Here is a 21403-nt window from a genome sequence, read left to right as displayed (position 1 = left end):
ACGGGAGCTACCAGGTCTCGTGGGGGAGCGTCCCGCGGACGTGTGCCATCAGCTCTGCCCGGTCGACGCCTGCCAGGGCGAGCGCGCGGGGCACGGTGCCGATCTCGGTGTCCAGCACCCCGAGCAGCAGGTGTGCGGGGCGCAGGTCCTTCTTGCCGGTGGAGGTGGCGAAGCCGCGTTCGATGGCGAGCCGGGCCGAGGCGCCCATCGCCGCCGTGCGCTCGGGGTCGCGGCTGGGGCGGGGGAGGCGGTAGGAGGACAGGGAGACGCCGACGGCGTTCAGGCTGTGCTCGAACTCCCTGTCCAGCGCCTCTCTGATCGCCTGCCGACCAAGGCCGGCCGCGGTCAGGACGCGGTGCGCGGCGGTGTCCTCGAAGGTGGCGAGCGCCAGCAGGAGGTGGTGGGCCTCCGTCGCCGCGGAGCCGTCCTCCAGCGCTTCGGCCCCTCCACGCACGATGATGTCGTTGATGTAGTGGTCGATCGCGCTCACTGTCGTCTCCTCAGCGTCACGCCGGCGGCGATGAGCCGCTTGACGTGCTTCTTGTGGACGGCCTGGCGGGTGACGCCGAGGGCCTCGGCGACATCCGGCCAGCTCCAGCCCGCGCGCATGGCCTGCTCCACGGCCGCGTCCTCCAACTGGTCGGCCAGACGCCGCAGCGCCACCACGGCGGCCAGCGCGTCGGCGGGATCCTGAGGTACGGATAGGTCTTCTGCCGACATGCGAGCAAACCTAGTTGACTCCATCGCGATAGTCAACTGCAGTTGCTTGGAGCCCTCCCGTGTTGGCGGCTAGTCCCGCTCCACAGGGACATGGGTCATCTGGTGGGTGCGGATGATGTCGGCGTAACACCTGCCGCTCTTCTTGATCGTCCGCCGCTGGGTCGCGTAATCCACGTGGACGAGCCCGAAACGTTTGTCGTAGCCGTAGGCCCACTCGAAGTTGTCCAGCAGGGACCAGGCGTAGTACCCGGCCAGCGGAGCGCCGCGGCGCACCGCGCGGGCGCACGCCTCCAGGTGGCGCAGCAGGTAGTCGGCGCGCTGGATGTCGTCGACGCTGCCGTCCGGGCCGACGGTGTCGGGGTAGGCGGAGCCGTTCTCGGTGACGTGGATCCTGCGGGCGCCGTACTCGCCGGTCAGCCGCAGCAGCAGGGTCTCCAGGCCGCCGGCGTCCACTTCCCAGTCCATGCCGGTCCGTGGCACGTCGGCGCGGCGGACCTCGCGGGCGAACGGCGGCGGGCCGGACGGGTCGGCGGTCACCGCGCTCGGGAAGTAGTAGTTGAGGCCGAGCCAGTCGAGCGGCTCGGCGAGGACCGCGTGGTCCCCGGGCCGCTCGGGCAGGGCCACGCCGTACACCTCGATCATGTCGGCGGGGAAGCCGCGGCCGTGGATGGGGTCGAGCCACCAGCGGTTGACGTGCCCGTCCACGCGGACGGCCGCGGCGGCGTCGGCCTCGGACGGGGTGGCGGGCTCGATGGTGGACAGGTTGTTCACGATGCCGATCTCGGCGTACGGCGCGGCCTGCCGTACCGCCTGGACGGCGTGGCCGTGCGCGAGCAGCAGGTGGTAGGAGGCGCGGACGGCGGCGGTGATGTCGGTGTCACCGGGGGCCATCCGGCCTTCGAGGTGGCCGATCCAGGCGCAGCACAGCGGCTCGTTGATGGTGGCCCACTGGTGCACGCGGTCGCCGAGGGCGCCGGCGACGACCGCGGCGTAGTCGGCGAAGTGGCCAGCGGTGTCGCGGGCGGGCCAGCCGCCCCGGTCCTGGAGCGTCTGCGGCAGGTCCCAGTGGTAGAGCGTCACGTTGGGGGTGATCCCGGCCTCCAGCAGGGCATCGACGAGGCGGGAGTAGAAATCGAGCCCCTCGTGGTTGACCGAGCCGCCGCCGTCCGGCATGACGCGGGACCAGGCGATCGAGAACCGGTAGGCGGTGACGCCGAGCTCCTTCATGAGGGCGATGTCACCCGGCCAGCGGTGGTAGTGGTCGCAGGCGACGTCTCCGGTGTCACCGTTGTCGATCGCGCCGGGGGTGTGGCTGAAGGTGTCCCAGATCGACGGCGACCGGCCGCCTTCCGCCACGGCGCCCTCGATCTGGTACGCCGACGTGGCGACGCCCCAGGCGAAGTCCGCGGGCAGGGCGGCGAGATCGATGGGTTGGGTCACGGATGTCCTTTCCGCGGGGAGAGTCATTTGACGGCTCCGGCGGTCAGGCCGGCGACCAGGTAGCGCTGGAGCAGGAGGAACCCGGCGACGATCGGCACGCTGACGACGAGCGAGGCGGCCATGACCTGGTTCCAGTAGACGTCGTTCTGCGTGGCGTACCCCTGCAGGCCGACCGAGAGTGTCCGGGTGCCGTCGTTGGTCATGATGGAGGCGAACAGCACCTCACCCCACGCGGTCATGAAGGCGTAGACGGCGACGGCGACGATGCCGGGCACGGCCGCGGGGATGACGATGCGGAACAACGTGTTCAGGGGTCCGCAGCCGTCCACCCAGGCGGCCTCGTCGAGGGCGCGGGGGATGGAGGCGAAGTACCCGGCCAGCATCCAGATGGAGAACGGCAGCGAGAAGGTCAGATAGGTGAGGATGAGGCCGCCGCGCGAGCCGTACAGGGCGACGCCGGTGGCGTTGCCGATGTTGACGTAGATGAGGAACAACGGCAGCAGGAACAGGATGCCGGGAAACATCTGCGTGGACAGCACGGTCACGGTGAAGACCCGCCGTCCGCGGAAGCGGTACCGGCTGACCGCATACGCGGCGAAGACCGCGATCACCACCGAGCAGACCGTCGCCGCGCCCGCCACGATCACCGAGTTCACGAAGTAGCGCGCCAGCGGGACGGTCTGCCAGATGTCGAGGTACGGCCGGAGCGTCAGCTCGCTCGGCAGCCAGCGAAACTTCCCGGAGACGTCCTGCAACGGCTTCAGCGAACTGCTGATCATCACGTAGATCGGCGTCAGCACGAACAACGTCAGCAGGGTCAGGAAGACGCGCCTGGCCCACACGAAGGATCTAGGCATCGGCGGACCTCCTTCCCCGGGAGGTGACGATCAGGTAGACGGCCGTCACCACGAGCAGGAAGAGCAGCAGCAGGACCGACATGGCCGATCCGGTGCCGAAGTTCCAGGTGACGAAGGAGGCCTGGTAGATGTGGATCGAGATCAGGTCAGCCGGCTCCGGCGCCGACTTGCCGAACAGCACGTAGGGCGTGTTGAAGTCGTTGAACGTCCACAGGAACAGCACGAGGACCAGGACCTGGTTGATCGGCCGCAGCGACGGCAGGGTGATCTTCCGGATCTGCTGCCAGACGCCCGCGCCGTCGATGGCGGCGGCCTCGTAGAGCTCCTTCGGGATGTTCTGCAGGGCCGCCATGACGACCAGGAACGCGAACGGCCACGTCTTCCAGACCGACACCACGACCAGCGCGGTGAAGCTGTTGCCGCCCAGCAGCCAGAAGGGCCGCTCGCCGGTGAGTCCGAGCTGGTCGTGCAGGATGTGGTTCACCATGCCGTTGTCGTGCTGGAACATGAAGGCCCAGGTGATGACGGCGGCGTACACGGGCAGCGCGTAGGGCGTCAGGAAGATGGCCCGCAGCACGGCGCGCCCGCGAAAGCCGTCCTGCATGAAGATCGCCGCGGCCACGCCGATGAGCCAGCACAGCGCGACCGTCAGCACGCTGAACACGCACGTCACGGCGAAGGAGTGCAGCAGGTCCTTGCCCACGGGGGCGCTGAGGTCGACCGAGACGCGGTAGTTGTCCAGGCCGGTCCAGGGGGCGCTGTTCCAGTCGCGGATGTAGAACTGGGTCAGTTCCTTGAAGCTCATCGCGATGCCCACGAGCATCGGCACCAGATGGACGAGGAGCTCCATGACCACGGCGGGAAGCAGCAGCAGGTACGGCAGGCCCGCGCGGCGCAACCGCCCGGTCACTGGGCCGGCATCTGCTGCTGGGCCTTGGTCAGCCGCTCCTTGACGGACTCGGTGGTGACCGGGCGCCCGGCGGCGGCCTCGGCGAACAGGTCCTTGACGGCGGTGCCGACGGCGGTCTCGAACTGCGACTCGCCGGGCACCTGCGGGAGCGGGGCGGCGCTGCCGGCCAGGGTGTCGCGCAGGACCGCGAGGTCGGGAGAGTTGAAGGCGGGATCCTGCTGGGCGGCCTTGACCGGCGGGATGGAGCCGTAGGCCTTGTTGAGGATCTTCTGTTCCTCGTCACCGGTCATGAAACCGACGAACTTCATCGCGCCGTCGAGGTTGTCGCTGTTCTTGAAGACGGCCATGTTGATGCCAGCCACCATGGAGTTGACGGTCGCGCCCCCGCCGGCGGGGAGGGGCACCGGCGCCACGCCCCAGTCGTCGGGGCTCATGCCGTGGGCCTTGAAGGTGTTGGCTGCGGTCTGCCAGAGCACCATCGCGGTCTTGCCCTTGGCGAAGTCCTCCAGCGACTGGTTCTGCGCGTACTCGGCGTTGCCCGGAGCGACGATCTTGTCCTTGGCCATGAAGTCGACGTACTGCTGCACTCCCGCCACCGCGCCGTCGGAGGTGAAGGTCGGCTTGCCGGCGGCGTCGAAGAAGTCGGCGCCGTGCTGTTTGGCCAGCACGAAGATCTGGTGGATGTTGTTGGACAGGTTGGAGCCCTCGACACCGAGTGCCCACTTGCCGTCCTTGGAGAGCTTCTTGCCGTCGGCCACGAGCTGCTCCCAGGTCGCGGGCGGCTTGTCGATGCCCGCGTCGCGCAGCGCCTTCTTGTTGTAGTAGAGGGCGTAGGCCATGGAGTACAGCGGCACGGCGGACGGGTCCTTGCCGGGCGCTCCGGCCGAGCCGAGGGCGGAGTCGACGAAGCGGTCCCGGCCGCCGATCTTGCCGAAGTTCTCCTGGGTCCACGGTACGAGCGCACCGGTGGCCTGGAGCGAGGCCGACCAGGTGTTGCCGATGTTGAGCACGTCGGGCCCCTGGCCGGAGGTGGTGGCGGCGAGGATGCGGTTGAGCAGGTCGGACCAGGGCACCACTTCGAGCTCGACCTTGATCCCGGTCTGCTGCTCGAACTTCTTCAGCTCGGCGCCGAGGATCTGCTTGTCGGCCTCGATGCTGGGCCCCTGGTTGGAGGCCCAGTAGGTCAGCGTTTTCGGGTTCCCGCTCGCGGCGGGGCCGGTCGGGGCGCCTCCGCCACAGGCCGTGGCGGCGAGGGTGAGCGCGGTGAGGGTGGTGACGGCGGTCGCGGCGCGCAGTGTGATCATGGCGGGGTCGTCCCTTTCCGGGGGTCCCATGGGGGGGTGGGAGAGACGCGGCTTCATGACTTAATTTAGAGCTTGAGTTAATACATAAGAGAAGTGCGCGTCAAGATAGGTTGGGCGCTGGAAAGGATCCGCATGCCCGCATCGAACCGGCAGACCATCCGAGACCTGCGGCGAAACAGCCGCAGCGCCGTACTGCAACGGTTGTATTTCGACGGCCCCATGAGCAGGCAGGCGCTGGGGACGGCGACCGGGCTGAGTTCGGGCTCCATCAGCACGATCACCGCCGAGCTGGTCGCCGAAGGGCTGATCGAGGAGGCCGGCACGGTCGGCTCGGACGGCGGCCGCCCCCGCAACCTCCTGCGCGTCCGCGCCGGCTGCGCCTACCTGGTCGGCGTCGACGTGGGCGAGACCCGCGTCCGGGTGGAGCTGTTCGACCTCGACCTGACCGAGCTGGCGCGTTGCGAGCATCCGCTGGAACGCGACGGCCACGACGTCGACACCGTCGTGCGGCACATCAGCGAGGGCGTCGCCGACGTGCTCGGGCAGGCGAGCATCCCGCTGGAGCTGCTGCTCGGCGTGGGCGTCGGCGTGCCGGGCATCGTGGAGCGGCGCTCCCCGGACGGCGCGCTGGTGCACGGGCAGACCATCGGCTGGGACGCGGTCCCGCTGGAGGCCAGGTTGCGCGGTACGGCCGGCCTGCCCGAGGAGACCCCCTTCTTCATCGAGAACGGCGCCCAGACCCTCGGCCGGGCCGAGATGTGGTTCGGCGGCGGCCGGGGGACCGCCGACGCGGCCATCGTCCTGTTCGGCTCCGGCGTCGGCGCCTGCGTCGTCACCGGCGGCACGATCCTGGAGGGCACCCGCAGCAGCGCCTCCGAGTGGGGGCACATGACGGTCCGGGTCGGCGGCCGCCGCTGCCGGTGCGGCTCGCGCGGCTGCCTGGAGGCGTACGCCGGGGCCGAGGCCCTGGTCGAGCGCTGGCGCGAGCAGGGGGCGGCGATCTCGCCCGACACCGACGAGGAGAGCGCGATCGCCGCCCTGATCGCCGCCGCCCATCCCCGTGACCCCGGCACGGCGCCCGACCCGGCGGCGGTCGCCGTGCTCGCCGAGACGGCCGAATACCTGGGCGCCGGCCTGTCCAACCTGATCAACCTCTACAACCCGGAGCGGATCCTGCTCGGCGGCTGGGCCGGGCTGCAGCTCGCGCCGTACATCCTGGAGGAGGTACGGCGGCACGCCGACGCCTACTCCCTTCGCTATCCGGCCGAGCGCGTCACCATCGACGTGGGGCGGCTCGGCCCCGACGCCGTCACGGTCGGCGCCGCGACGCTGCCGCTGGCCCGGTTCTTCGCCAGCGGCGGGCGGCGCAGCGAGCCGGCCGGCGAGGCCGGCCTCACCCCCGGACAGGCGGGCTGGCGGGCCTCGCTCCTGCTTCGCGCCCCGGCGAGTCAGGGGTAGGTCGTGACGGTGGCCGGGATCGTCTCGGGGCCGTGCGCCGGGCCGCCGGTGTCGTTGACGACGTGGTTGTAGCGGCCCTTGCCGCCGAGCGAGACGACCAGGAGGCTGTGGAAGCGCACCCCGGGCTTCACCGGGGTCTCGAAGCCGCGATCCACCTGGATGCTCGCGTCGGTGGTGAAGACGCAGTAGCTGCCCATGCCCCATCCCTCGTGGACGTTCACCGAATCGGCCACCTTGTAGGCCGCGTAACCCTTGACCGTGCCGTTCATCCACGCGGCCTGGCTGGGCGGGTCGTAGGGCAGCTCGTTCTGGAAGAAGATCGTCCGGCCGCGCTCGCCGTACCACTCCACGTTGTACTTCTTGAAGTGCTCGACGAACAGGCCGGTGGCCAGGACGTCGTCACCGTTCACGCGCAGGCCGACGTCGGCCGGGTTGACGTCCCAGCCGACGCCCTCGCCGTGGTCGGCCCGCCAAATCCAGGTGTGGTCGATGAGCGTGTCGTCGGCGTGGACGGCCATGCCGGTGCCCGCCTTGCCGGCGAACTGGCCGCCGACGCGCACGAACACGTCCTGCAGGGAGATGGGGTTGGCGGCGTGGTCGGTGTGGGTGCCCGGCCGGCCGATCTCCAGGAGCACCGGTGAGCTGACCGGGCCGGCGTCGATGAGGATTCCGGCCAGCCGTACGCCGTCCACGTCGGCGACCCGCATCGCGGTGACGCCACCGGTCGGCACCAGCGTCGCCAGTCCGAGGCCCATGACGACGGTGTCGGGCCGGTTGACGTCGATCGTCCGGTCGAGGTGGTAGACGCCAGGCGTGAACAGCAGGTTCAGGCCCTGGGCGAGCGCCTGGTTGAGGGTGGCGGCGGTGACGCCGGGCTTGGCGACGTAGAAGCCGGTCAGGGGGAGTGAGGTGCCGGGGGTCGGGCCGTTGGCCCAGGTGGTGCCGCGGGCGTTCGTCCGCTTGGCCGGTACGAACACGCGGTAACCGGTGCCGTCGAGATAGAGGTAGGGCTTCTCGCGGCTGATCGGGGTGGTGGCCAGCGTGGTGTAGCGCGGCTCGGGGAAGCTGTTGGCCGGGGCGCCCTCGACGCCGGAGAACGTCATGTTCCAGACGCCGTTGGTCCAGCCGCCGACCGTGCTGTCGCGGGTGTACCACTGCTGCTGGGAGTAGGGGCCGACCGTGCCGTCGATCTTGCTGTCGGCGATGTAGCCGCCGGAGGCCCAGCCGTACCCGGTCGGGGCCAGGTTGAGGCCGCCGCGGATGTGCATGCGGCGGAACGGCGCCGCCTGGGCGACCGCCCACCGGTTGGTGCCGTCATAGGGGTCCACGGCCAGGTTCTCGGTGGAGCGCCAGAAGTTCTGCGTCGCGTTGCCGCCGAACCAGCCCGCGTCGACGCTCACCCCCTTGACGGTGACGTCGTCCGGGTTACGCCCGAGGCCGTGCACCGAGGTGTAGAAGCCGGTGTTGACGTTGACCGGGTAGCTGCCCGGCTTGAACATCAGCGCGTAGCGGCCGGTGCCGAACTGGGCCGCCTCCTGCTGCCGGAAAATCTGGTCGATCTCGGCCTGGACCGCCGAGGCCGGCATGGACGGGTCGAACACCTTCACGTTCGGCCCGAGGTCGCCGCCGCCGGGCAGATCGCCGCCCTCGGTGTGCACCGCCACCTCCCACAGGGAGTAGCCCCAGACCGTCCCGCGCGCCGTACCGTGGACGCGCAGGTAGCGGCCGGAACCGCTCACCTCGTAGGAGGCCGTGCCACCGGTGGCGCCGGTGACGGACTTCAGCACGCTCCAGGTGTCGCCGTCGGGCGAGGCCTGGATCGTGAAGTCCCTGCCGTAGGCGGCCTCCCAGGTGAGGTCGACCTTGCAGATGGCCTGGGGCGCGTCGAGGTCGACCCGCAGCCACTGCGGATCGGCGAAGGCGCTGGACCAGCGGGTTCCGGCATTGCCATCGAAGGCGTTGCCGGCGGGCGTGCCGCCGTTCTCCGTCGTCGAGGCGGTGGCGGGCCGGTTCAGCGCGGCGTTGGCGCTCTGGCACGCCGCGGCGTGCGCGGGGACGGCCGGAGCGACCAGCAGCGCGGCCAGGACCGCGAGCGCGGTGGAGAGATGTCTCATGTCTGTTCGCTTTCGTCAGCTGTAGACGCCGAACTCCCACAGGGAGTAGCCGTAGGGCGTGCCGCGCTGGCTGAGGTTCAGCCGGACATAGCGGGCGGAGGTGCTGATGGGGATCTCGTCGAAGCCGCCGTCACCGGCCGTGGTGCCGAAGACGGTCGACCAGCCGGCGCCGTCGGCCGAGACCTGGACCTGGTAGGCCTTGCCGTGGGCGGCCTCCCAGCCGAGCTGGACGTGCTTGAGCGCGGTGACCTGCCCGAGGTCGACCTGGATCCACTGGGCGTCGGACCATTCGCTGGCCCACCGGGTGGTGAAGCTGCCGTCGGCCGCGCGGTCGGGAGTGAACGGGCCGCCGTCGCCGGTCGGCTGGAAGCTGGAGGCCGTGGCCGGCTTGCCGCGCGCCACGTTGGTCCCGTCGACGACCGGCGGCACCACCCGGAGCGAGCGCTGCTCGATGCCGGCGTTGCCCTGGCCGTCGAAGGCGTAGACGTACACCTTCCAGACGCCGAGCTGCTGCGGCGCCGTCACCGTGAACCTGCCGGGGCCGGTCTGGGTGAACACCGCGTGGCGCAGGCCGCGGTTGCCGGTGACGTGCTTGTCGCCGACCATCACGTTGTAGCGGATCGTGTCCCCATCGGGGTCGCTCGCCGCCGTCTCCACCGTGAACGTACGGCCGGCCTGGACCGCCGCCTGCCCGCCCACGGTCATCGAGGTGATCTCCGGCGGGGTGTTGCCGGAGGGCTGACCGGTGTAGGCGCGCTTGAGCGCGTGGTAGCCGTGCCGTCGCCAGCCGCCGGTGAAGGTGTTCAGCCAGACGCCGCCGAAATCGTTCTCCAGCCCGTAGTGGAACATGGTCGCGCCGAGCGCCACGCCCGTGTGGCCCTGGACGGCGTTCCAGCTGGCCGTGTACATGTCACGTTTGGCCAGGTCGGTGGGTTCGGCGGGCACTCCGTTGACGTCGTTGGGAACCTCCCACTCGCCGTCCGGGCCGGCCTCCGTCACGATGTACGGCTTGCCGTACCCGCCGGCGATCCAGTCGCCCCTGATGGTGGCGATGGCTCCGTAGGAGTTGACGGCCAGCAGGTCCAGCGCCGGACTGTGCGCCTTGTAGTAGGACCAGGCGTGGGTGTAGGCGTCGGTGGAGGTCACCGGGTGGTTGGGGTCGGCGGCGTGCACGGCCTCGGCGATCCCGTTGACGAACCGGGCGTAGGCCACCCGCCGCTGCTCCACGACGTCAGCGGGCAGGCCGTGGTCCTGCATGGTGAGGATGACCTCGTTGCCGACGTCCCACATCAGCACGCCCTGCCGGCCCTTCAGCGCGTTGACCCTGGCGACGATCTCGCTCTTCGCCGCGCTCTTGTACGCGCTGTCGTTGACGTAGTCGGCACCCTGGTTGAGCCAGTGGCCGACGATCACCTTGATGCCGTGCCGGGCAGCGGTGTCGAGCAGGACCGGGGTCGCGTCGTCCACCCCCCACGTGCGGATCGTGTTGACGCCCATCGCCGCCAGGTCCCGCATGTACCCGTCGGCCGCGCCCTGCGGCGGGCCGTAGGTCAACCCCTTGATCAGGTACGGCCGGCCGTTCACCTGGAGCTCCCAGGCGCCCGGGAAACCGCTCACCCGCACGACGCTCGGACCGGCGGGGACCGGCGGGTCGGTCATGGGCGCGGGCACGGCGGCCGTCCGGCGTTCGACCGTGACCTGGTCGACGCTGAGCACGCCGCCGGACGTTGTGGTGGCCAGCGGCGTTTTGTATCCGGCGATGGCGTCCGGGAGCGAGCCTCCGATGGCCAGGTCTAGGCGCAGGTAGAAGCCGTGGTGGACCGCTGCCTTCCAGGCGGCCACGCCGACCTGGCTCTCGCGCACCACCCACGTCTGCCTGCCGTCGAGGTAGAAGCGGATCTCCTCGTCGGTCTTGGTCCTGTCGATGACCTGGGCGTATTCGTGGTAGCCCGTCCTGCATCCGCCGCAGGTGGCGAAGCCGCTGGTGCGGCCGTTGTACTCGGCGCAGACGCCGTCCGGGGCGGTGCCGCAGTGCAGGGTGTTGCCCAGTTGGTCGCGGCCGTTGACGTCGGTCATGACGTCGGTCTCGCCGATCGACGGCCAGTTGGTGTGGTTGCCGCGGAAGGCGGCGCCGGTGGCGCGGAAACCCGGCCAGTAGCCTGCGGCGACGGGGATGTCGGGCTGCTTCAGGCGGGCGGTGAAGCGCAGCATCTCGCCCGGTCTCGGTTGGAAGTCCGTGCGCTGGGTTTCGACGCGGCCTGATGTCCAGTTGCCGGCGCCGTCCTTGATCGCCTTGATGTTCAGGTGACCGGTGCCGTCTAGGGAGACGTTGGCCGTCGACGCGCTCATGGTCTCGACCTCGCCGGTGCCCCAGTTCGCCGGGCCGCCCGGGTACTGGGTGCCGGTGCGCAGGATCCAGTCGGCGGACGAGGGTGAGGTGCCCGCCGGGCCGGTGAAGTCGTCCTTCCAGATCGGGGTCCAGGTGTCTTCCGCCTCGCCGGTGCGTACGCGCATCTCCCAGAGGGAGTAGCCGTAGCCGGTGCCCCGGGCGGTGCCGTGCATGCGGACGTACCGGCCAGTGCCGGAGACGTCGAGTGTCTGGGTGCCGCCGGTTCCGGTGGTGGTGGAGTAGAGGTCGGTCCAGGTGCCGCCGTCGGTGGAGGCCTGGATCTTGAACGCCTTGCCGTACGCGGTCTCCCAGACCAGCTCGACCTGGCACAGACGCTGGGCGGAGCCGAGATCCACCTGCAGCCACTGCGGGTCGGCGAAGACGCTGGACCAGCGGGTCGTGGTGGCGTCGCCGTCGAACGCGGCGGTGGCGGGGGTGCCCGCGCCCTCGGCGGACGAGGCGGTGGCCGGCCTGCCCTGGGCGGCGTTGGCGGTGGAGCAGCCCTCGGCCGCCTCCGCCGGCCCGAGGGCGACCAGCAGGGGGAGAAGCAAGGCCGCGATGGGAAATAACACGATCTCTCCTTGACAGGGGAGTGAGGTGGGAGAGCGCTCTCCATCGCGTCTCCAGCGTGCAATCCGAACGGGACGCCGTCAAGACCCATCTTTGACAGCCCGAAAATGGCTGCTCATCAGCCTGCAACATTTCTTGACAAGTCAGCCCCTCCTCGTCAACTCTGTGGGAGAGCGCTCTCCTTGCCGACACCCCCACAAGGAGAGATCATGAAACAGTCCCTGGGCGCGGCCGCTTTGCTGGCCGTCGCCCTCCTCGCCGCGCTGGCGATCGTCGTGCCCGCGAGCGCGGCCAACACACTGCTGTCGATCGGCCGTCCCGCCACCGCCTCCTCCATCGAGGGTGGCGGCTACGGCGCCGGCGCCGCCTTCGACGGTGACGCCGGCACCCGCTGGTCCAGCCAGGCCGCCGACCCGCAATGGGTGCAGGTCGACCTGGGCGGCCCGGCCGCCATCGCCCAGGTCGAGCTGGCCTGGGAAGGGGCGTACGCCCGCGCGTTCAAGATCCAGGCCTCCATCGACGGCGGCACCTGGACCGACCTCTACTCCACCACCACCGGAACCGGCGGCACCCAGACACTCGATGTCTCCGGCACTGGCCGGTACGTCCGCATGCACGGCACCGCCCGGGGCACCGGCTACGGCTACTCGCTGTGGGAGTTCAAGGTCTACGGCACCGGCGGCGCCGGAGGCACACCCCGGCCCCGGCCCACCTTCACCGACCCGGTGACCCACCGGGAGTTCCAGGCCAACTGCTCCCTGACCGCCAACCGGCCTGACGACCCGATCGTCTACCCCGGGCTGCCGGGCGCGTCCCACATGCACACCTTTGTCGGGAACCGGACGACGAACGCGTACAGCACCCCCGCCTCCCTGCTGGCCGGCGGCACCTCCTGCACCAACCCGCACGACCGCTCGGCGTACTGGTTCCCCAGCTTCTACAAGGGTGACCAGCTCATCCCGACGACCGGCCACCAGGTCATCTACTACAAGTCCGGCATCCTGGAGTACTGGCGCGTCCAGCCCTTCCCGCAGGGACTCCGCTTCGTCGTCGGCAGCCCGACCGCGACGCTGCAGCAGTTCCGCGACTCTCCCGGTACGGTCGAGGGCTTCGAATGCGGCGACTCCACCCGCAACTGGGACCTTCCCGCCTCCTGCCCCGCCGGGACCCAGGTGAACGTGCGCTACCAGGCGCCCAGCTGCTGGAACGGCGTCAACCTGGACAGCCCCGACCACAAGAGCCACATGTCCTACCCCGCCGCCGGATACTGCCCGGCCAGCCACCCGGTGGCGGTGCCGATGCTGGAGTTCAAGATCGCCTTCCCGGCTGACGGAGACCTGTCGCAGGCCCGCCTGTCGAGTGGGCGTGGGTACACGTGGCACTACGACTTCTTCAACGCCTGGGACAACGACGCCATCCTCGACGCCCTCGTCACCCACTGCATCAACGGCGGGCTGCAGTGCAACGACCGGGGCTACGACCAGTACAAGCCGCACCGCGGCGCCGCGCTCACCGAGAACTACGAGCTGCCTTGACCCCCACCCGACCGGCTCCGCCTCCCCGGGGGCGGAGCCTCCCAGCAAAGGCCCGCACAGCCCTGGCCTGGTCACTCCTGCTTTGCTCCGCGGCCCTGATCGCCCAATGCCAAGCCCACCCCACCACCCCAGCCCACCACCAAGACCACGCCACCCAAGCCGCGAACAACAAGCTCACCCCACCCCAAGCCCAGCCACCCACCCAACCCGCCCCCACAACCCAGCCACCCACCGAACCCGCCTCCACGACCCAGCCACCCAGCCAAACAACCCCCACAACCCAGCCACCCAGCCAAACAACCCCCACAACCCAGCCACCCAGCCAAACAACCCCCACAACCCTGTCGCCCAGCCAAACAACCCCCACAACCCTGTCGCCCACCCAACCGACCCCCACAACCCAGCCATCCGGCCAACCGACCCCCACGACCCGGCCGTTCAGCCACCCCGGGCACCAGTTGCCTGGCCAACCGGGACCCGCGGACAAGGACCAGCTGTCGGGCCTGCCTGGACCCGTGCGCCAGGGCGAGGTGTCCGGCCAGCCCGAACCCGCGAGCCGGTCGCCGGGCCCGCCCGCGACCCAGCCTGTCGGCCGGCCCGCGACCCAGCCTGCTGGGCCGCCCGGGAAGCGGCCCGTCGGGCAGGCGGATGGCCAGCCGCTCGGTCCACCCGGGAACCGGCCCGTCGGCCCATCCGTGACCCAGCCCGTCGACCAACCCGGGAACCGGCCCGTCGGTCAGACGGGGGGACAGCTGACAGGCCCGCGTGCGGCCGCCGGGTTCAACGCCACCGACATCGCCTGGTTGCAGCTCATGATCGCGATGGACGAGCGGGCGCTGCCCTTGCTTCGGCTCGGCGGGGAGCGCGGGCACGATCCCGCGGTGCGGCGGCTGGCCGGCCGGATGCTGGTCGCCCACCAGGCAGAGCTGGAGCGCCTGCGGGCAGTGCTGCATCGCACCGGGCTGCCTGCGGCGAACGTCCATGCAGGTCATGACATGCCGGGAATGACGACCGCCGTCCAGTTGGCGGCGCTGGAGAGCGCTTCCGGCCCAGCGTTCGACCGGATCCTCAACGCCCGTCTGCGTGAGCACGTCGCGCAGACGGCGCACCTTGCCCGCTCGGCCCGCCTCTCGGGCGCCGACCCCGCGACCAAGGACCTGGCCGCCAGCACCGAGCGCGGCCGGGCAGCGGACCTACTTGTGCTCGGCGGCAAGCCGCGTGGATGACATCCAACCGCTCGGCCTTCCGCCCAGCGCTTTCCAACGCTGGGCGGTGGGACACGGCACACGGAACCGGGCGCCTTTGGCGGTCCTCGCCGGCCGTTCATGCACCGACCGCCCTTTGTCGGTGGGGATCTCTGGAGAGCGCTCTCCAATCCTGCTATAAAGGCGATATGGCCCTCGAAGGAGCTTCCCCGACCCTGGAGGACGTGGCTCGTACGGCGGGTGTCTCCCGCGCCACCGTCTCCCGGGTGATCAACGGCATCCGCAACGTGGACCCGGTGATCCAGCAGACGGTCAGGAAAGCCATCGCCGACATCGGCTACGTCCCCAACTCGGCGGCACGATCCCTCGTCACACGGCGGACCGGATTGATCGCCCTGATCGTCTCCGGCGCAGGTGAGGACGTCAGCGAGGACAGCGGCGAGGACAGCGGCGAGGACCTCGGTGGGGGCTTCGGTGAGGACGACGAGGGTGAAGGCGAAGGTCTTGGCACGTGTGGCCGCGGGGATCAGAGCGACGGCGGAGGCCTTGGCAGGCGTGGCCGCGAGGACCGGAGCGAGGGCGGAGGCCTTGGCAGGCGTGGCCGCGAGGACCGGAGCGAGGGCGGAGGCCTTGGCAGGCGTGGCCGCGGGGAACAGAGCGACGGCGGAAGCCTGGGCAGGCGTGGGGGCGGCGGCCTGGGTGAACGCCGAGACCCGGGTGAACGTGGAGACTTTTTCGAGGTAGGTGGCGGCTCCGAGGTAGGTGGCGGCGGATACCTGGGCGAAGGTGGAGACCTTGACGAGGTCGGCGGCAGGCTGCCGGGTGTAGGCGCCGATGGGCGTATTGGCGAGGGCGTTGGCGGGGGTGTCAGTAGGGGTGCTGGCGGTGGTGGGTCGTTCTTTTCCGACCCCTTCTTCGGGCGCGTGGTGGCGGGTGTTGTCGGGTTCCTGGGCAGGCGTGGCGCGCATCCGACGCTGATGTTCGCCGAGACCGACGCGACCCGCGCGCAGATCGTCACGTACCTGCGCCAGGGCAACGCCGACGGCGCCGTGCTCGTCTCCACCCACGCCGCCGATCCGCTGCCGGCTCTCCTGGTGGAGGCGCGGGTCCCGGCCGTCCTGTTCGCCAGGCCCGCCCAGGCGCTGCCCATCAGCTACATCGACGTCGACCACCGAGCCGGCGCCAAGCTGGCGGCCAGCCGTCTCGTCGCGCTCGGCAGGCAAAACATCGCGACGATCTCCGGCCCGCTCGGCGTGCACGCCAGCCAGGAGCGCCTGGCCGGATTCCGCGACGCCATGGCCGCGTACGGCCGGCCGTACATCCCGAGCGCCGAAGGCGGCTTCACCTACGACAGCGGCGAGGCCGCCATGGAACGGCTCCTGGCCGAGCACCCCGGCCTGGACGGCGTCTTCGTGGCCAACGACCTGATGGCCCAGGGCGCCCTGTACGTCCTGCGCCACCACGGCCGCCGGGTGCCGGACGACGTGGCGGTCATCGGCTTCGACGACAGCAGCGCGGCCACCGCCTGCCGCCCTCCGCTCACCACCGTCCGCCACCCCGTGGAGGACATGGCCGCCGAGGCCGTCCGCCTGCTCCTGAACCGGATCGAGCAGCCGGACCAGCCGCCGACCTCGGTCATCTTCGCCCCAACCCTTGTCGTCCGCCGATCAGCCTGAGCCGCACCAGCCCTCCACCTGGCGCCCACACGGCCACCTGCGCCGAGCTCATGAGCCATCGTGCTGTCAGCTGTCTTGATCGCGACCCTCAGCGTTCCGATGGAGAACGTGGCCGGCGGGCTTCTTGAGGAGGCGTCGCCGAACGGCGGGGATCCCAAAGATCACGCTCATGACGATGATCCACGCCAACATCGAAATTTCCGGGGCCCCTGCCCCCGGAAGGGTGATCATCAAGACCACCCAGGCGACGCGGAGGGCGCGCATGATCCCCGCCTCCAGAGCAGAACTTGCCGCATACCGCTCCGATGTCGCGAAATCGCACAGGCGTCACCAGCGGCAGAAGCGTCAGCTGAGGGCGTGGACGGTCGCGAGCCGGCGGGTGGCTTCGGTGAGTTCGCTCAGGTCGCCGGTGGCGGCGAAGCCGAGGCGGAGGTAGGCGGCCGGGAGTTCGGTGGCGAAGTAGCGGCTCCCGGCGCTGACGGCGACCCCGTGCTGACGGGCCGTGGCGGCGATCACGGTGTCGTCGGCGCCGTACGGCAGCCGGACCCACAGATGGAGCCCGCCCGCGGCGACACGCGTGAGGGTCCAGCCGGGAAGATCGCGCGCGACGGCGCCAGCCAATACAGCGCACCGCTCCCGCAACGCCCCGGCCAGCGAACGCAGATGCCGCTCCCACCCCGGAGAGCTCAGCAGTTCGAGCGCTGTCTCCTGCAGCGGCCGGGTGACGAAGAAGTCGTCGACCAGCCGGATGGCGCGCAGCCGTTCCATCACCGGACCTCGGGCGGTCAGGGCGCCGATGCGCAGGCTGGGCGCCGCGGGCTTGGTGAGCGAGGTCAGGTAGACCACGGTGCCGTCGCGGTCGTCGGTCAGCAGGGGCGGCGGCACCGGCGGGCCGTGGCCGAGGTGACGAGCGAAGTCGTCCTCGATCACGAACGCGCCCGCGGCTCTGGCAGCGTCGATGATCTGCCGGCGGCGTTGCGGGGCCAGGACGGTGCCGGTGGGGTTGTGGTAGGTCGGCTGGCAGTACAGCAGGCGTGCGCGGGTCATGGCGAAGGCGTCGGCCAGGAGTTCGGGTTGCAGGCCGTCGGCGTCCATCGGCACCGGCACCGGGCGCAGGCCGGCCGCCCTGGCGGCGGCGATCGCGCCCGGATAGGTCGGTGATTCCATCAGGACGGGGTCACCCGGCGCGGCGATGGCGCGGAACGCCATGGACAGGGCGCTCTGCCCGCCGGCGGTGATCAGGATGTCGTCCGCGCTGACGCCGTCACGGGCCATGGCGGCGAACACGCTGCGCAGCGCCGCCAGACCGCCGGCGGGAGCGCGGTCCCAGGCGTCGGGGCGGCGTGCCGCGCGGGCCAGCGCCGCGGTCAGGATCTTGCCGGGCTGCAGCGATCGGTGCAGGTAGCCGCCGTCCAGCATGATCGTCCCCTCGGGTGGCGCGCCGAGGGTGTCGGTGAGGACGCGGGTGTCCACGCTCCGGTCGGCGAGGGTGACGGTCTGCCAGGCGGTGTCGGCCACGGCGGTGCGCCGCTGGTGGCGGGCCGCGACGTACGTGCCGCTGCCCGGACGGGTGATCACCACGCCCTCGGCGGCCAGCGTGGCGATCGCCTGCGACACGGTGGCCGGGCCGACCCGGTAGCGCTGGATCAGCTCCCGGCTGCTGGGCAGGCGGTCGCCAGGCGACAGCCGTTCGATCATCGCGCGCATGCTGGTCGCCAGCTCCGCCGAACTGCTACTGTCTGACATGAGAGCCAATAGTAGCGCTTCCATAACTCCGGCAGAATCGCTTCTGGACGTCGCGGCCCTGCGCGCGGACACCCCCGGCGCCGCCGGCGTCGTGCACTTCAACAACGCCGGTTGCGGCCTGCTGGCCACGCCGGTGCTGGCCGCGATGGTCGACCACCTGCACCTGGAGGCGAACATCGGCGGCTACGAGGCCTCCGCCGCCCGCGCCGGCCAGGTCCGCGACTTCTACGCCGAGACCGCCGCATTGATCAACTGCGCTCCCGAGAACATCGCGTTCGCCGGTAGCGCCACCCACGCGTTCTCCACCGCGCTGTCGGCGATCCCGTTCGAGGCCGGTGACGTCATCCTCACCACCCGCAACGACTTCATCTCCAACCAGATCGCCTTCCTGTCGTTGCGCAAGAGGTTCGGGGTTCAGGTCGTGCACGCGCCCGACCTGCCCGAAGGCGGCGTGGACGTGGGCGCGATGGCCGAACTGATGCGCGGCCGCCGCCCGCGGCTCGTGGCCGCCACCCACATCCCCACCAACTCCGGCCTGGTCCAGCCGGTCGCCGAGATCGGCCGGCACTGCCGCGAACTGGACCTCCTGTACCTGGTCGACGCCTGCCAGTCCGTCGGCCAGTACACGATCGACGTCGCGGAGATCGGCTGCGACCTGCTCACCGCCACCTGCCGCAAGTTCCTGCGCGGTCCGCGCGGCTCCGGCTTCCTGTACGTCTCCGACCGGGTGCTGCGCGCGGGCTACGAGCCGCTTTTCATCGACATGTACGGCGCGCGCTGGGTCGAGCCGGGCCGCTACCAGCCCGTCGAGACGGCGGCCAGGTTCGAGGACTGGGAGTTCCCCTACTCCATCGTCCTCGGCTGCGCCGCCGCCGCACGTTATGCCCGCGAGGTCGGCCTGGAGGCCATCGCCCGCCGTACCCCCGCCCTGGCCGCAGACCTGCGCGGCAGGCTCGCCGAGCTGCCCGGAGTCCGGGTGCTGGACCATGGCCGGGAACTGGGCGCCCTGGTCACCTTCGCCGTCGACGGGTGGCGGCCGGAGCCGTTCAAGGCGGCCTTGGACGCACGCCGTATCAACTCGGCGCTCAGCTTCCGCCACTTCGCGCAGTTCGACTTCGGCGACAAGGACGTCGACTGGTGCCTGCGCCTGTCACCGCACTACTACAACACCGAGCAAGAGGTGGACCAGGTCGTCGCGGCCGTCGCCGACCTCAGTTGACGGTCCAGCGCTGCAGGGCCGAGCCGCTGTCGGTTTGCTGCGTGACCAGCGCGCCGTCGGCGGTCGACGCCGTGGTGAGCAGCAGCCCGCTGTGCCGTGCGGCGATCGTGTGGCCGCCGCCGGAGGCCGGGGTGGCGACCCAGCGCTGGTTGCCGGCGCCCGTGCAGGTCCACTGGATCACCTTGGCGCCCGCGGTGGCCGAGCCGCCGCTGACGTCCAGGCACAGCTGGGAGTGGCCGTTGACGATCTGGTAGGAGCCGTCGGGCTGCTGGGTGAAGACCCAGTTCTGGTTGGCTCCGCCGTTCGGTGTCCAGGTGGCCATCTGGGTGCCGGTGCCGGTGGAGTGGTCCGGGTTGTCCAGCGCCTTGCCCGAGGCGACCAGCGTGCGGGTGCCGTTGAGGTTGCCCGGCGGCGCGCCCGTGTCGGTGAAGGTGAGGGTCTGCTCGGCGGCGGTGCGGGTGCCGCCGACCGGGTTGCCGGTCGTGTTCGTCCAGTGGCGGGTCGGCGTGGTCTCGGCCGAGCGGCCGGTGTCGGCCGACAGGCCGAGCACCAGGTTGCTGTGCCGGTTGACCAGGCGGAACGAGTTCGCCGGCGAGCTGTTGCGCACGATGAACCACTGCTGCCCGACCGTGGGGCCGGCGCCGAGCGCGGTGGCGGTGGGCTTGGTGCCCCACGCGCGGGTTGACGTGGCGTTGAAGTCGACGCCGAGCGCCTGCCCGGTGGCGGCGTTGGTGACGCGGTAGGAGCCGTCGCCGTTGCCGGTGAAGCGCCAGCCTTCGCGGGCCGAGCCGGTCGGGGCGACGGCCGCGGTGCCCGTGCCGCTCGCGGCCTGCGCGAGCACGCGTCCCGCGCCGCTGGAGACGGTGTACGTCCTGGACGGGTCGACCGGTGACGTCACCGGCGCGGAAGACGTCATGGTGACGTTGACGTACTCGCCGGAGCGGCCGCCCGAGCAGGCGATCGAGCAGTAGTTACGGAAGGACTTACCCACGATCGTGGAGCTGGTCCTGTTCGCGCCGTCGAGGAACCAGCGGTACCAGGAGGCGGTGCGATAGCCGCCGGTGTTCCCGGCCAGCTGCCACTTCGCGGTGGACAGGTCGTCGGTGACGTAGATTTCCTGCGCCGCGTCGCCGGACTGGTCGACCGCCTGCGGGGTGCCCATGTACAGGCCCAGGTAGGCGTTGTACGTGATGTTCATGACGAACAGCGGCGAGGTCGGCGGGGTCTTCCCGGCGGCGATCTGCTGGCTGACGGTCCCGGTGTTGTTCGGGTTGTACTCCTTGTCCGCCGGGGTGTACCCGTTCGGGTTGGCGGCGGTGACGGGCACCAGGTTGCTCTCCCGGCCACCGACGCCGGCCTGCGACCAGGAGCCGTTGAACCACTTCTGCCACGAGCCGGGAGCCATCTTCGCCGACATCGGCGCCCGCGCCACGTGCGAGTAGAACGCGACCCAACCGCCGCCTTTGTTCACCAGGCGCGAGCCGTAATAGACGTAGAAGTACCCCGAGGCGGTGTCGGCGTAGAGCCGCTGGTCGCCGTCGCCGTAGTGGTAGGTCTGCTGGGGGAAGGCGGTGGTGTCACCGCGCCTGGTGCTGAACGGCGAGGTGATCGCGTGGCCGGTGATCGACCACGTCCTACCCTGGTTGGCCGACACGGCGTAGTCGATCGCGTCGTAGTGCAGGCCGTCGCCGAACGGCTGCGGGGTGAACTCGTTGTGCACCAGGCCGTGCCAGTGGCCGGTGTCCGGATCGACCCACAGGCCGATCAGCCCGCAGAAGTTCTTCTGCGAGTATCCCGAACCGGACGGCGCGGAGGTGGACTCGACGCCGGTGGGGCTGTTGTTGCAGCGCCACGTCGTGTCGTTGTTGCGATCGGCGGAGTTGTTCGGGTTGACCGCGTTGCTGATGGCCGCGGACCGGCCGGCGTTGTCGAAGTTGGCGCCGGTGTAGAAGTCCCAGTATCTCGGCTGCGTCGCGCCGTACAGCGCGGCGGACTGCTGGAAGTAGAACGTGCCGTTCTTGTCGATGTACGGCGTGGCCGGTGTGTCGGTCGGATGCGACCAGGCGCCGGTGCTTCCCACCGAGATCGAGTAGGTGGCCGCCGATGCCGGTGTGGCACCTCCGACCACCGATGCCACGGCCAGCAGGAGCGCGACGGCGCCGAGGCGCCAAGTCCGGGACGGTAACACGGATGTCCTCCTCGCGAGGGCCCGAACAAGCTCTTGATCAGTCACCGTGCCCCATCCGCACCCGGGACTCCA

15 protein-coding genes are annotated in these 21403 nt (G+C 70.6%); 5 read left to right on the top strand and 10 right to left on the bottom strand.

Annotated features, from left to right (window positions below):
- Window positions 1-7: 7 nt before the first annotated feature.
- The 6 genes from HNR40_RS35755 to HNR40_RS35730 form a co-directional block, all read right to left on the bottom strand.
- Window positions 8-490, bottom strand: coding sequence for a Clp protease N-terminal domain-containing protein (locus HNR40_RS35755; RefSeq protein ID WP_184969345.1), 483 nt, complete (start codon window positions 488-490; stop codon window positions 8-10).
- The gene (locus tag HNR40_RS35750) at window positions 487-720 is read right to left on the bottom strand and encodes a winged helix-turn-helix domain-containing protein (protein WP_184969343.1); all 234 of its coding nucleotides are present in this window, start codon (window positions 718-720) and stop codon (window positions 487-489) included. The genes HNR40_RS35755 and HNR40_RS35750 overlap by 4 nt, the downstream gene beginning before the upstream one ends.
- A 69-nt stretch (window positions 721-789) precedes the next feature.
- A complete protein-coding gene (locus tag HNR40_RS35745) occupies window positions 790-2160 on the bottom strand; it encodes a GH1 family beta-glucosidase (protein ID WP_312896643.1) in 1371 nt (456 codons plus the stop codon).
- A 23-nt stretch (window positions 2161-2183) separates the two neighbouring features.
- The gene (locus HNR40_RS35740) at window positions 2184-3017 is read right to left on the bottom strand and encodes a carbohydrate ABC transporter permease (RefSeq protein WP_184969339.1); all 834 of its coding nucleotides are present in this window, start codon (window positions 3015-3017) and stop codon (window positions 2184-2186) included.
- Window positions 3010-3927, bottom strand: a complete 918-nt coding sequence (locus HNR40_RS35735; protein WP_312896642.1) for a carbohydrate ABC transporter permease — start codon at window positions 3925-3927, stop codon at window positions 3010-3012. Before HNR40_RS35735 ends, HNR40_RS35740 begins: the two co-directional genes overlap by 8 nt.
- Entirely contained in the window at window positions 3924-5231 is a 1308-nt protein-coding gene (locus HNR40_RS35730; protein WP_184969336.1) for an ABC transporter substrate-binding protein, read from the bottom strand. Before HNR40_RS35730 ends, HNR40_RS35735 begins: the two co-directional genes overlap by 4 nt.
- Before the next feature lie 132 nt (window positions 5232-5363).
- Between HNR40_RS35730 and HNR40_RS35725 the strand changes: the two genes are divergently transcribed.
- Window positions 5364-6689, top strand: coding sequence for an ROK family protein (locus tag HNR40_RS35725; protein ID WP_184969334.1), 1326 nt, complete (start codon window positions 5364-5366; stop codon window positions 6687-6689).
- On the opposite strand, the gene HNR40_RS35720 is transcribed toward HNR40_RS35725, so the two are convergent.
- Window positions 6680-8803, bottom strand: a complete 2124-nt coding sequence (locus HNR40_RS35720) for a discoidin domain-containing protein (protein ID WP_184969332.1) — start codon at window positions 8801-8803, stop codon at window positions 6680-6682. The two genes, HNR40_RS35725 and HNR40_RS35720, sit on opposite strands and share 10 nt — an antisense overlap.
- 15 nt (window positions 8804-8818) lie before the next feature.
- On the bottom strand, window positions 8819-11764 hold the full coding sequence (locus HNR40_RS35715; protein ID WP_312896641.1) for a discoidin domain-containing protein: 2946 nt from the start codon (window positions 11762-11764) through the stop codon (window positions 8819-8821).
- A 207-nt stretch (window positions 11765-11971) separates the two neighbouring features.
- Here HNR40_RS35715 and HNR40_RS35710 point away from each other — a divergent pair, with 207 nt between their 5' ends.
- From HNR40_RS35710 to HNR40_RS35695, 3 genes are all read left to right on the top strand, one after another.
- A complete protein-coding gene (locus HNR40_RS35710) occupies window positions 11972-13297 on the top strand; it encodes a DUF1996 domain-containing protein (protein ID WP_184969330.1) in 1326 nt (441 codons plus the stop codon).
- A 695-nt stretch (window positions 13298-13992) separates the two neighbouring features.
- Window positions 13993-14523, top strand: a complete 531-nt coding sequence (locus tag HNR40_RS35705; RefSeq protein WP_184969328.1) for a DUF305 domain-containing protein — start codon at window positions 13993-13995, stop codon at window positions 14521-14523.
- Window positions 14520-16178, top strand: coding sequence for a LacI family DNA-binding transcriptional regulator (locus HNR40_RS35695; protein WP_376773553.1), 1659 nt, complete (start codon window positions 14520-14522; stop codon window positions 16176-16178). Before HNR40_RS35705 ends, HNR40_RS35695 begins: the two co-directional genes overlap by 4 nt.
- A gap of 345 nt (window positions 16179-16523) precedes the next feature.
- Here the strand turns inward: HNR40_RS35695 and HNR40_RS35690 are convergent, their stop codons facing one another.
- Complete coding sequence (locus HNR40_RS35690; RefSeq protein WP_184969326.1) at window positions 16524-17924, bottom strand: aminotransferase-like domain-containing protein; 1401 nt, start codon at window positions 17922-17924, stop codon at window positions 16524-16526.
- Here HNR40_RS35690 and HNR40_RS35685 point away from each other — a divergent pair.
- Window positions 17923-19143 (top strand): aminotransferase class V-fold PLP-dependent enzyme, encoded by a 1221-nt coding sequence (locus HNR40_RS35685; protein WP_184969324.1) that lies wholly within the window; start codon window positions 17923-17925, stop codon window positions 19141-19143. The genes HNR40_RS35690 and HNR40_RS35685 overlap by 2 nt on opposite strands.
- On the opposite strand, the gene HNR40_RS57500 is transcribed toward HNR40_RS35685, so the two are convergent.
- Window positions 19136-21331, bottom strand: coding sequence for an RICIN domain-containing protein (locus HNR40_RS57500; RefSeq protein ID WP_221341243.1), 2196 nt, complete (start codon window positions 21329-21331; stop codon window positions 19136-19138). The genes HNR40_RS35685 and HNR40_RS57500 overlap by 8 nt on opposite strands.
- Window positions 21332-21403 lie beyond the last annotated feature (72 nt).

The sequence above is a fragment of the Nonomuraea endophytica genome (genome assembly GCF_014203235.1).
GTDB classification, from domain to species: domain Bacteria; phylum Actinomycetota; class Actinomycetes; order Streptosporangiales; family Streptosporangiaceae; genus Nonomuraea; species Nonomuraea endophytica.
This window is presented reverse-complemented; position numbering and strand designations above follow the sequence as displayed.

What these genes read in the sequence shown, in the direction of transcription:
- HNR40_RS35750 (WP_184969343.1), bottom strand. Translation starts at nt 720, where the DNA reads ATGTCGGCAGAAGACCTATCCGTACCTCAGGATCCCGCCGACGCGCTG.
- HNR40_RS35740 (WP_184969339.1), bottom strand. Translation starts at nt 3,017, where the DNA reads ATGCCTAGATCCTTCGTGTGGGCCAGGCGCGTCTTCCTGACCCTGCTG.
- HNR40_RS35730 (WP_184969336.1), bottom strand. Translation starts at nt 5,231, where the DNA reads ATGATCACACTGCGCGCCGCGACCGCCGTCACCACCCTCACCGCGCTC.
- HNR40_RS35725 (WP_184969334.1), top strand. Translation starts at nt 5,364, where the DNA reads ATGCCCGCATCGAACCGGCAGACCATCCGAGACCTGCGGCGAAACAGC.
- HNR40_RS35720 (WP_184969332.1), bottom strand. Translation starts at nt 8,803, where the DNA reads ATGAGACATCTCTCCACCGCGCTCGCGGTCCTGGCCGCGCTGCTGGTC.
- HNR40_RS35710 (WP_184969330.1), top strand. Translation starts at nt 11,972, where the DNA reads ATGAAACAGTCCCTGGGCGCGGCCGCTTTGCTGGCCGTCGCCCTCCTC.
- HNR40_RS35695 (WP_376773553.1), top strand. Translation starts at nt 14,520, where the DNA reads ATGACATCCAACCGCTCGGCCTTCCGCCCAGCGCTTTCCAACGCTGGG.
- HNR40_RS35685 (WP_184969324.1), top strand. Translation starts at nt 17,923, where the DNA reads ATGAGAGCCAATAGTAGCGCTTCCATAACTCCGGCAGAATCGCTTCTG.
- HNR40_RS35690 (WP_184969326.1), bottom strand. Translation starts at nt 17,924, where the DNA reads ATGTCAGACAGTAGCAGTTCGGCGGAGCTGGCGACCAGCATGCGCGCG.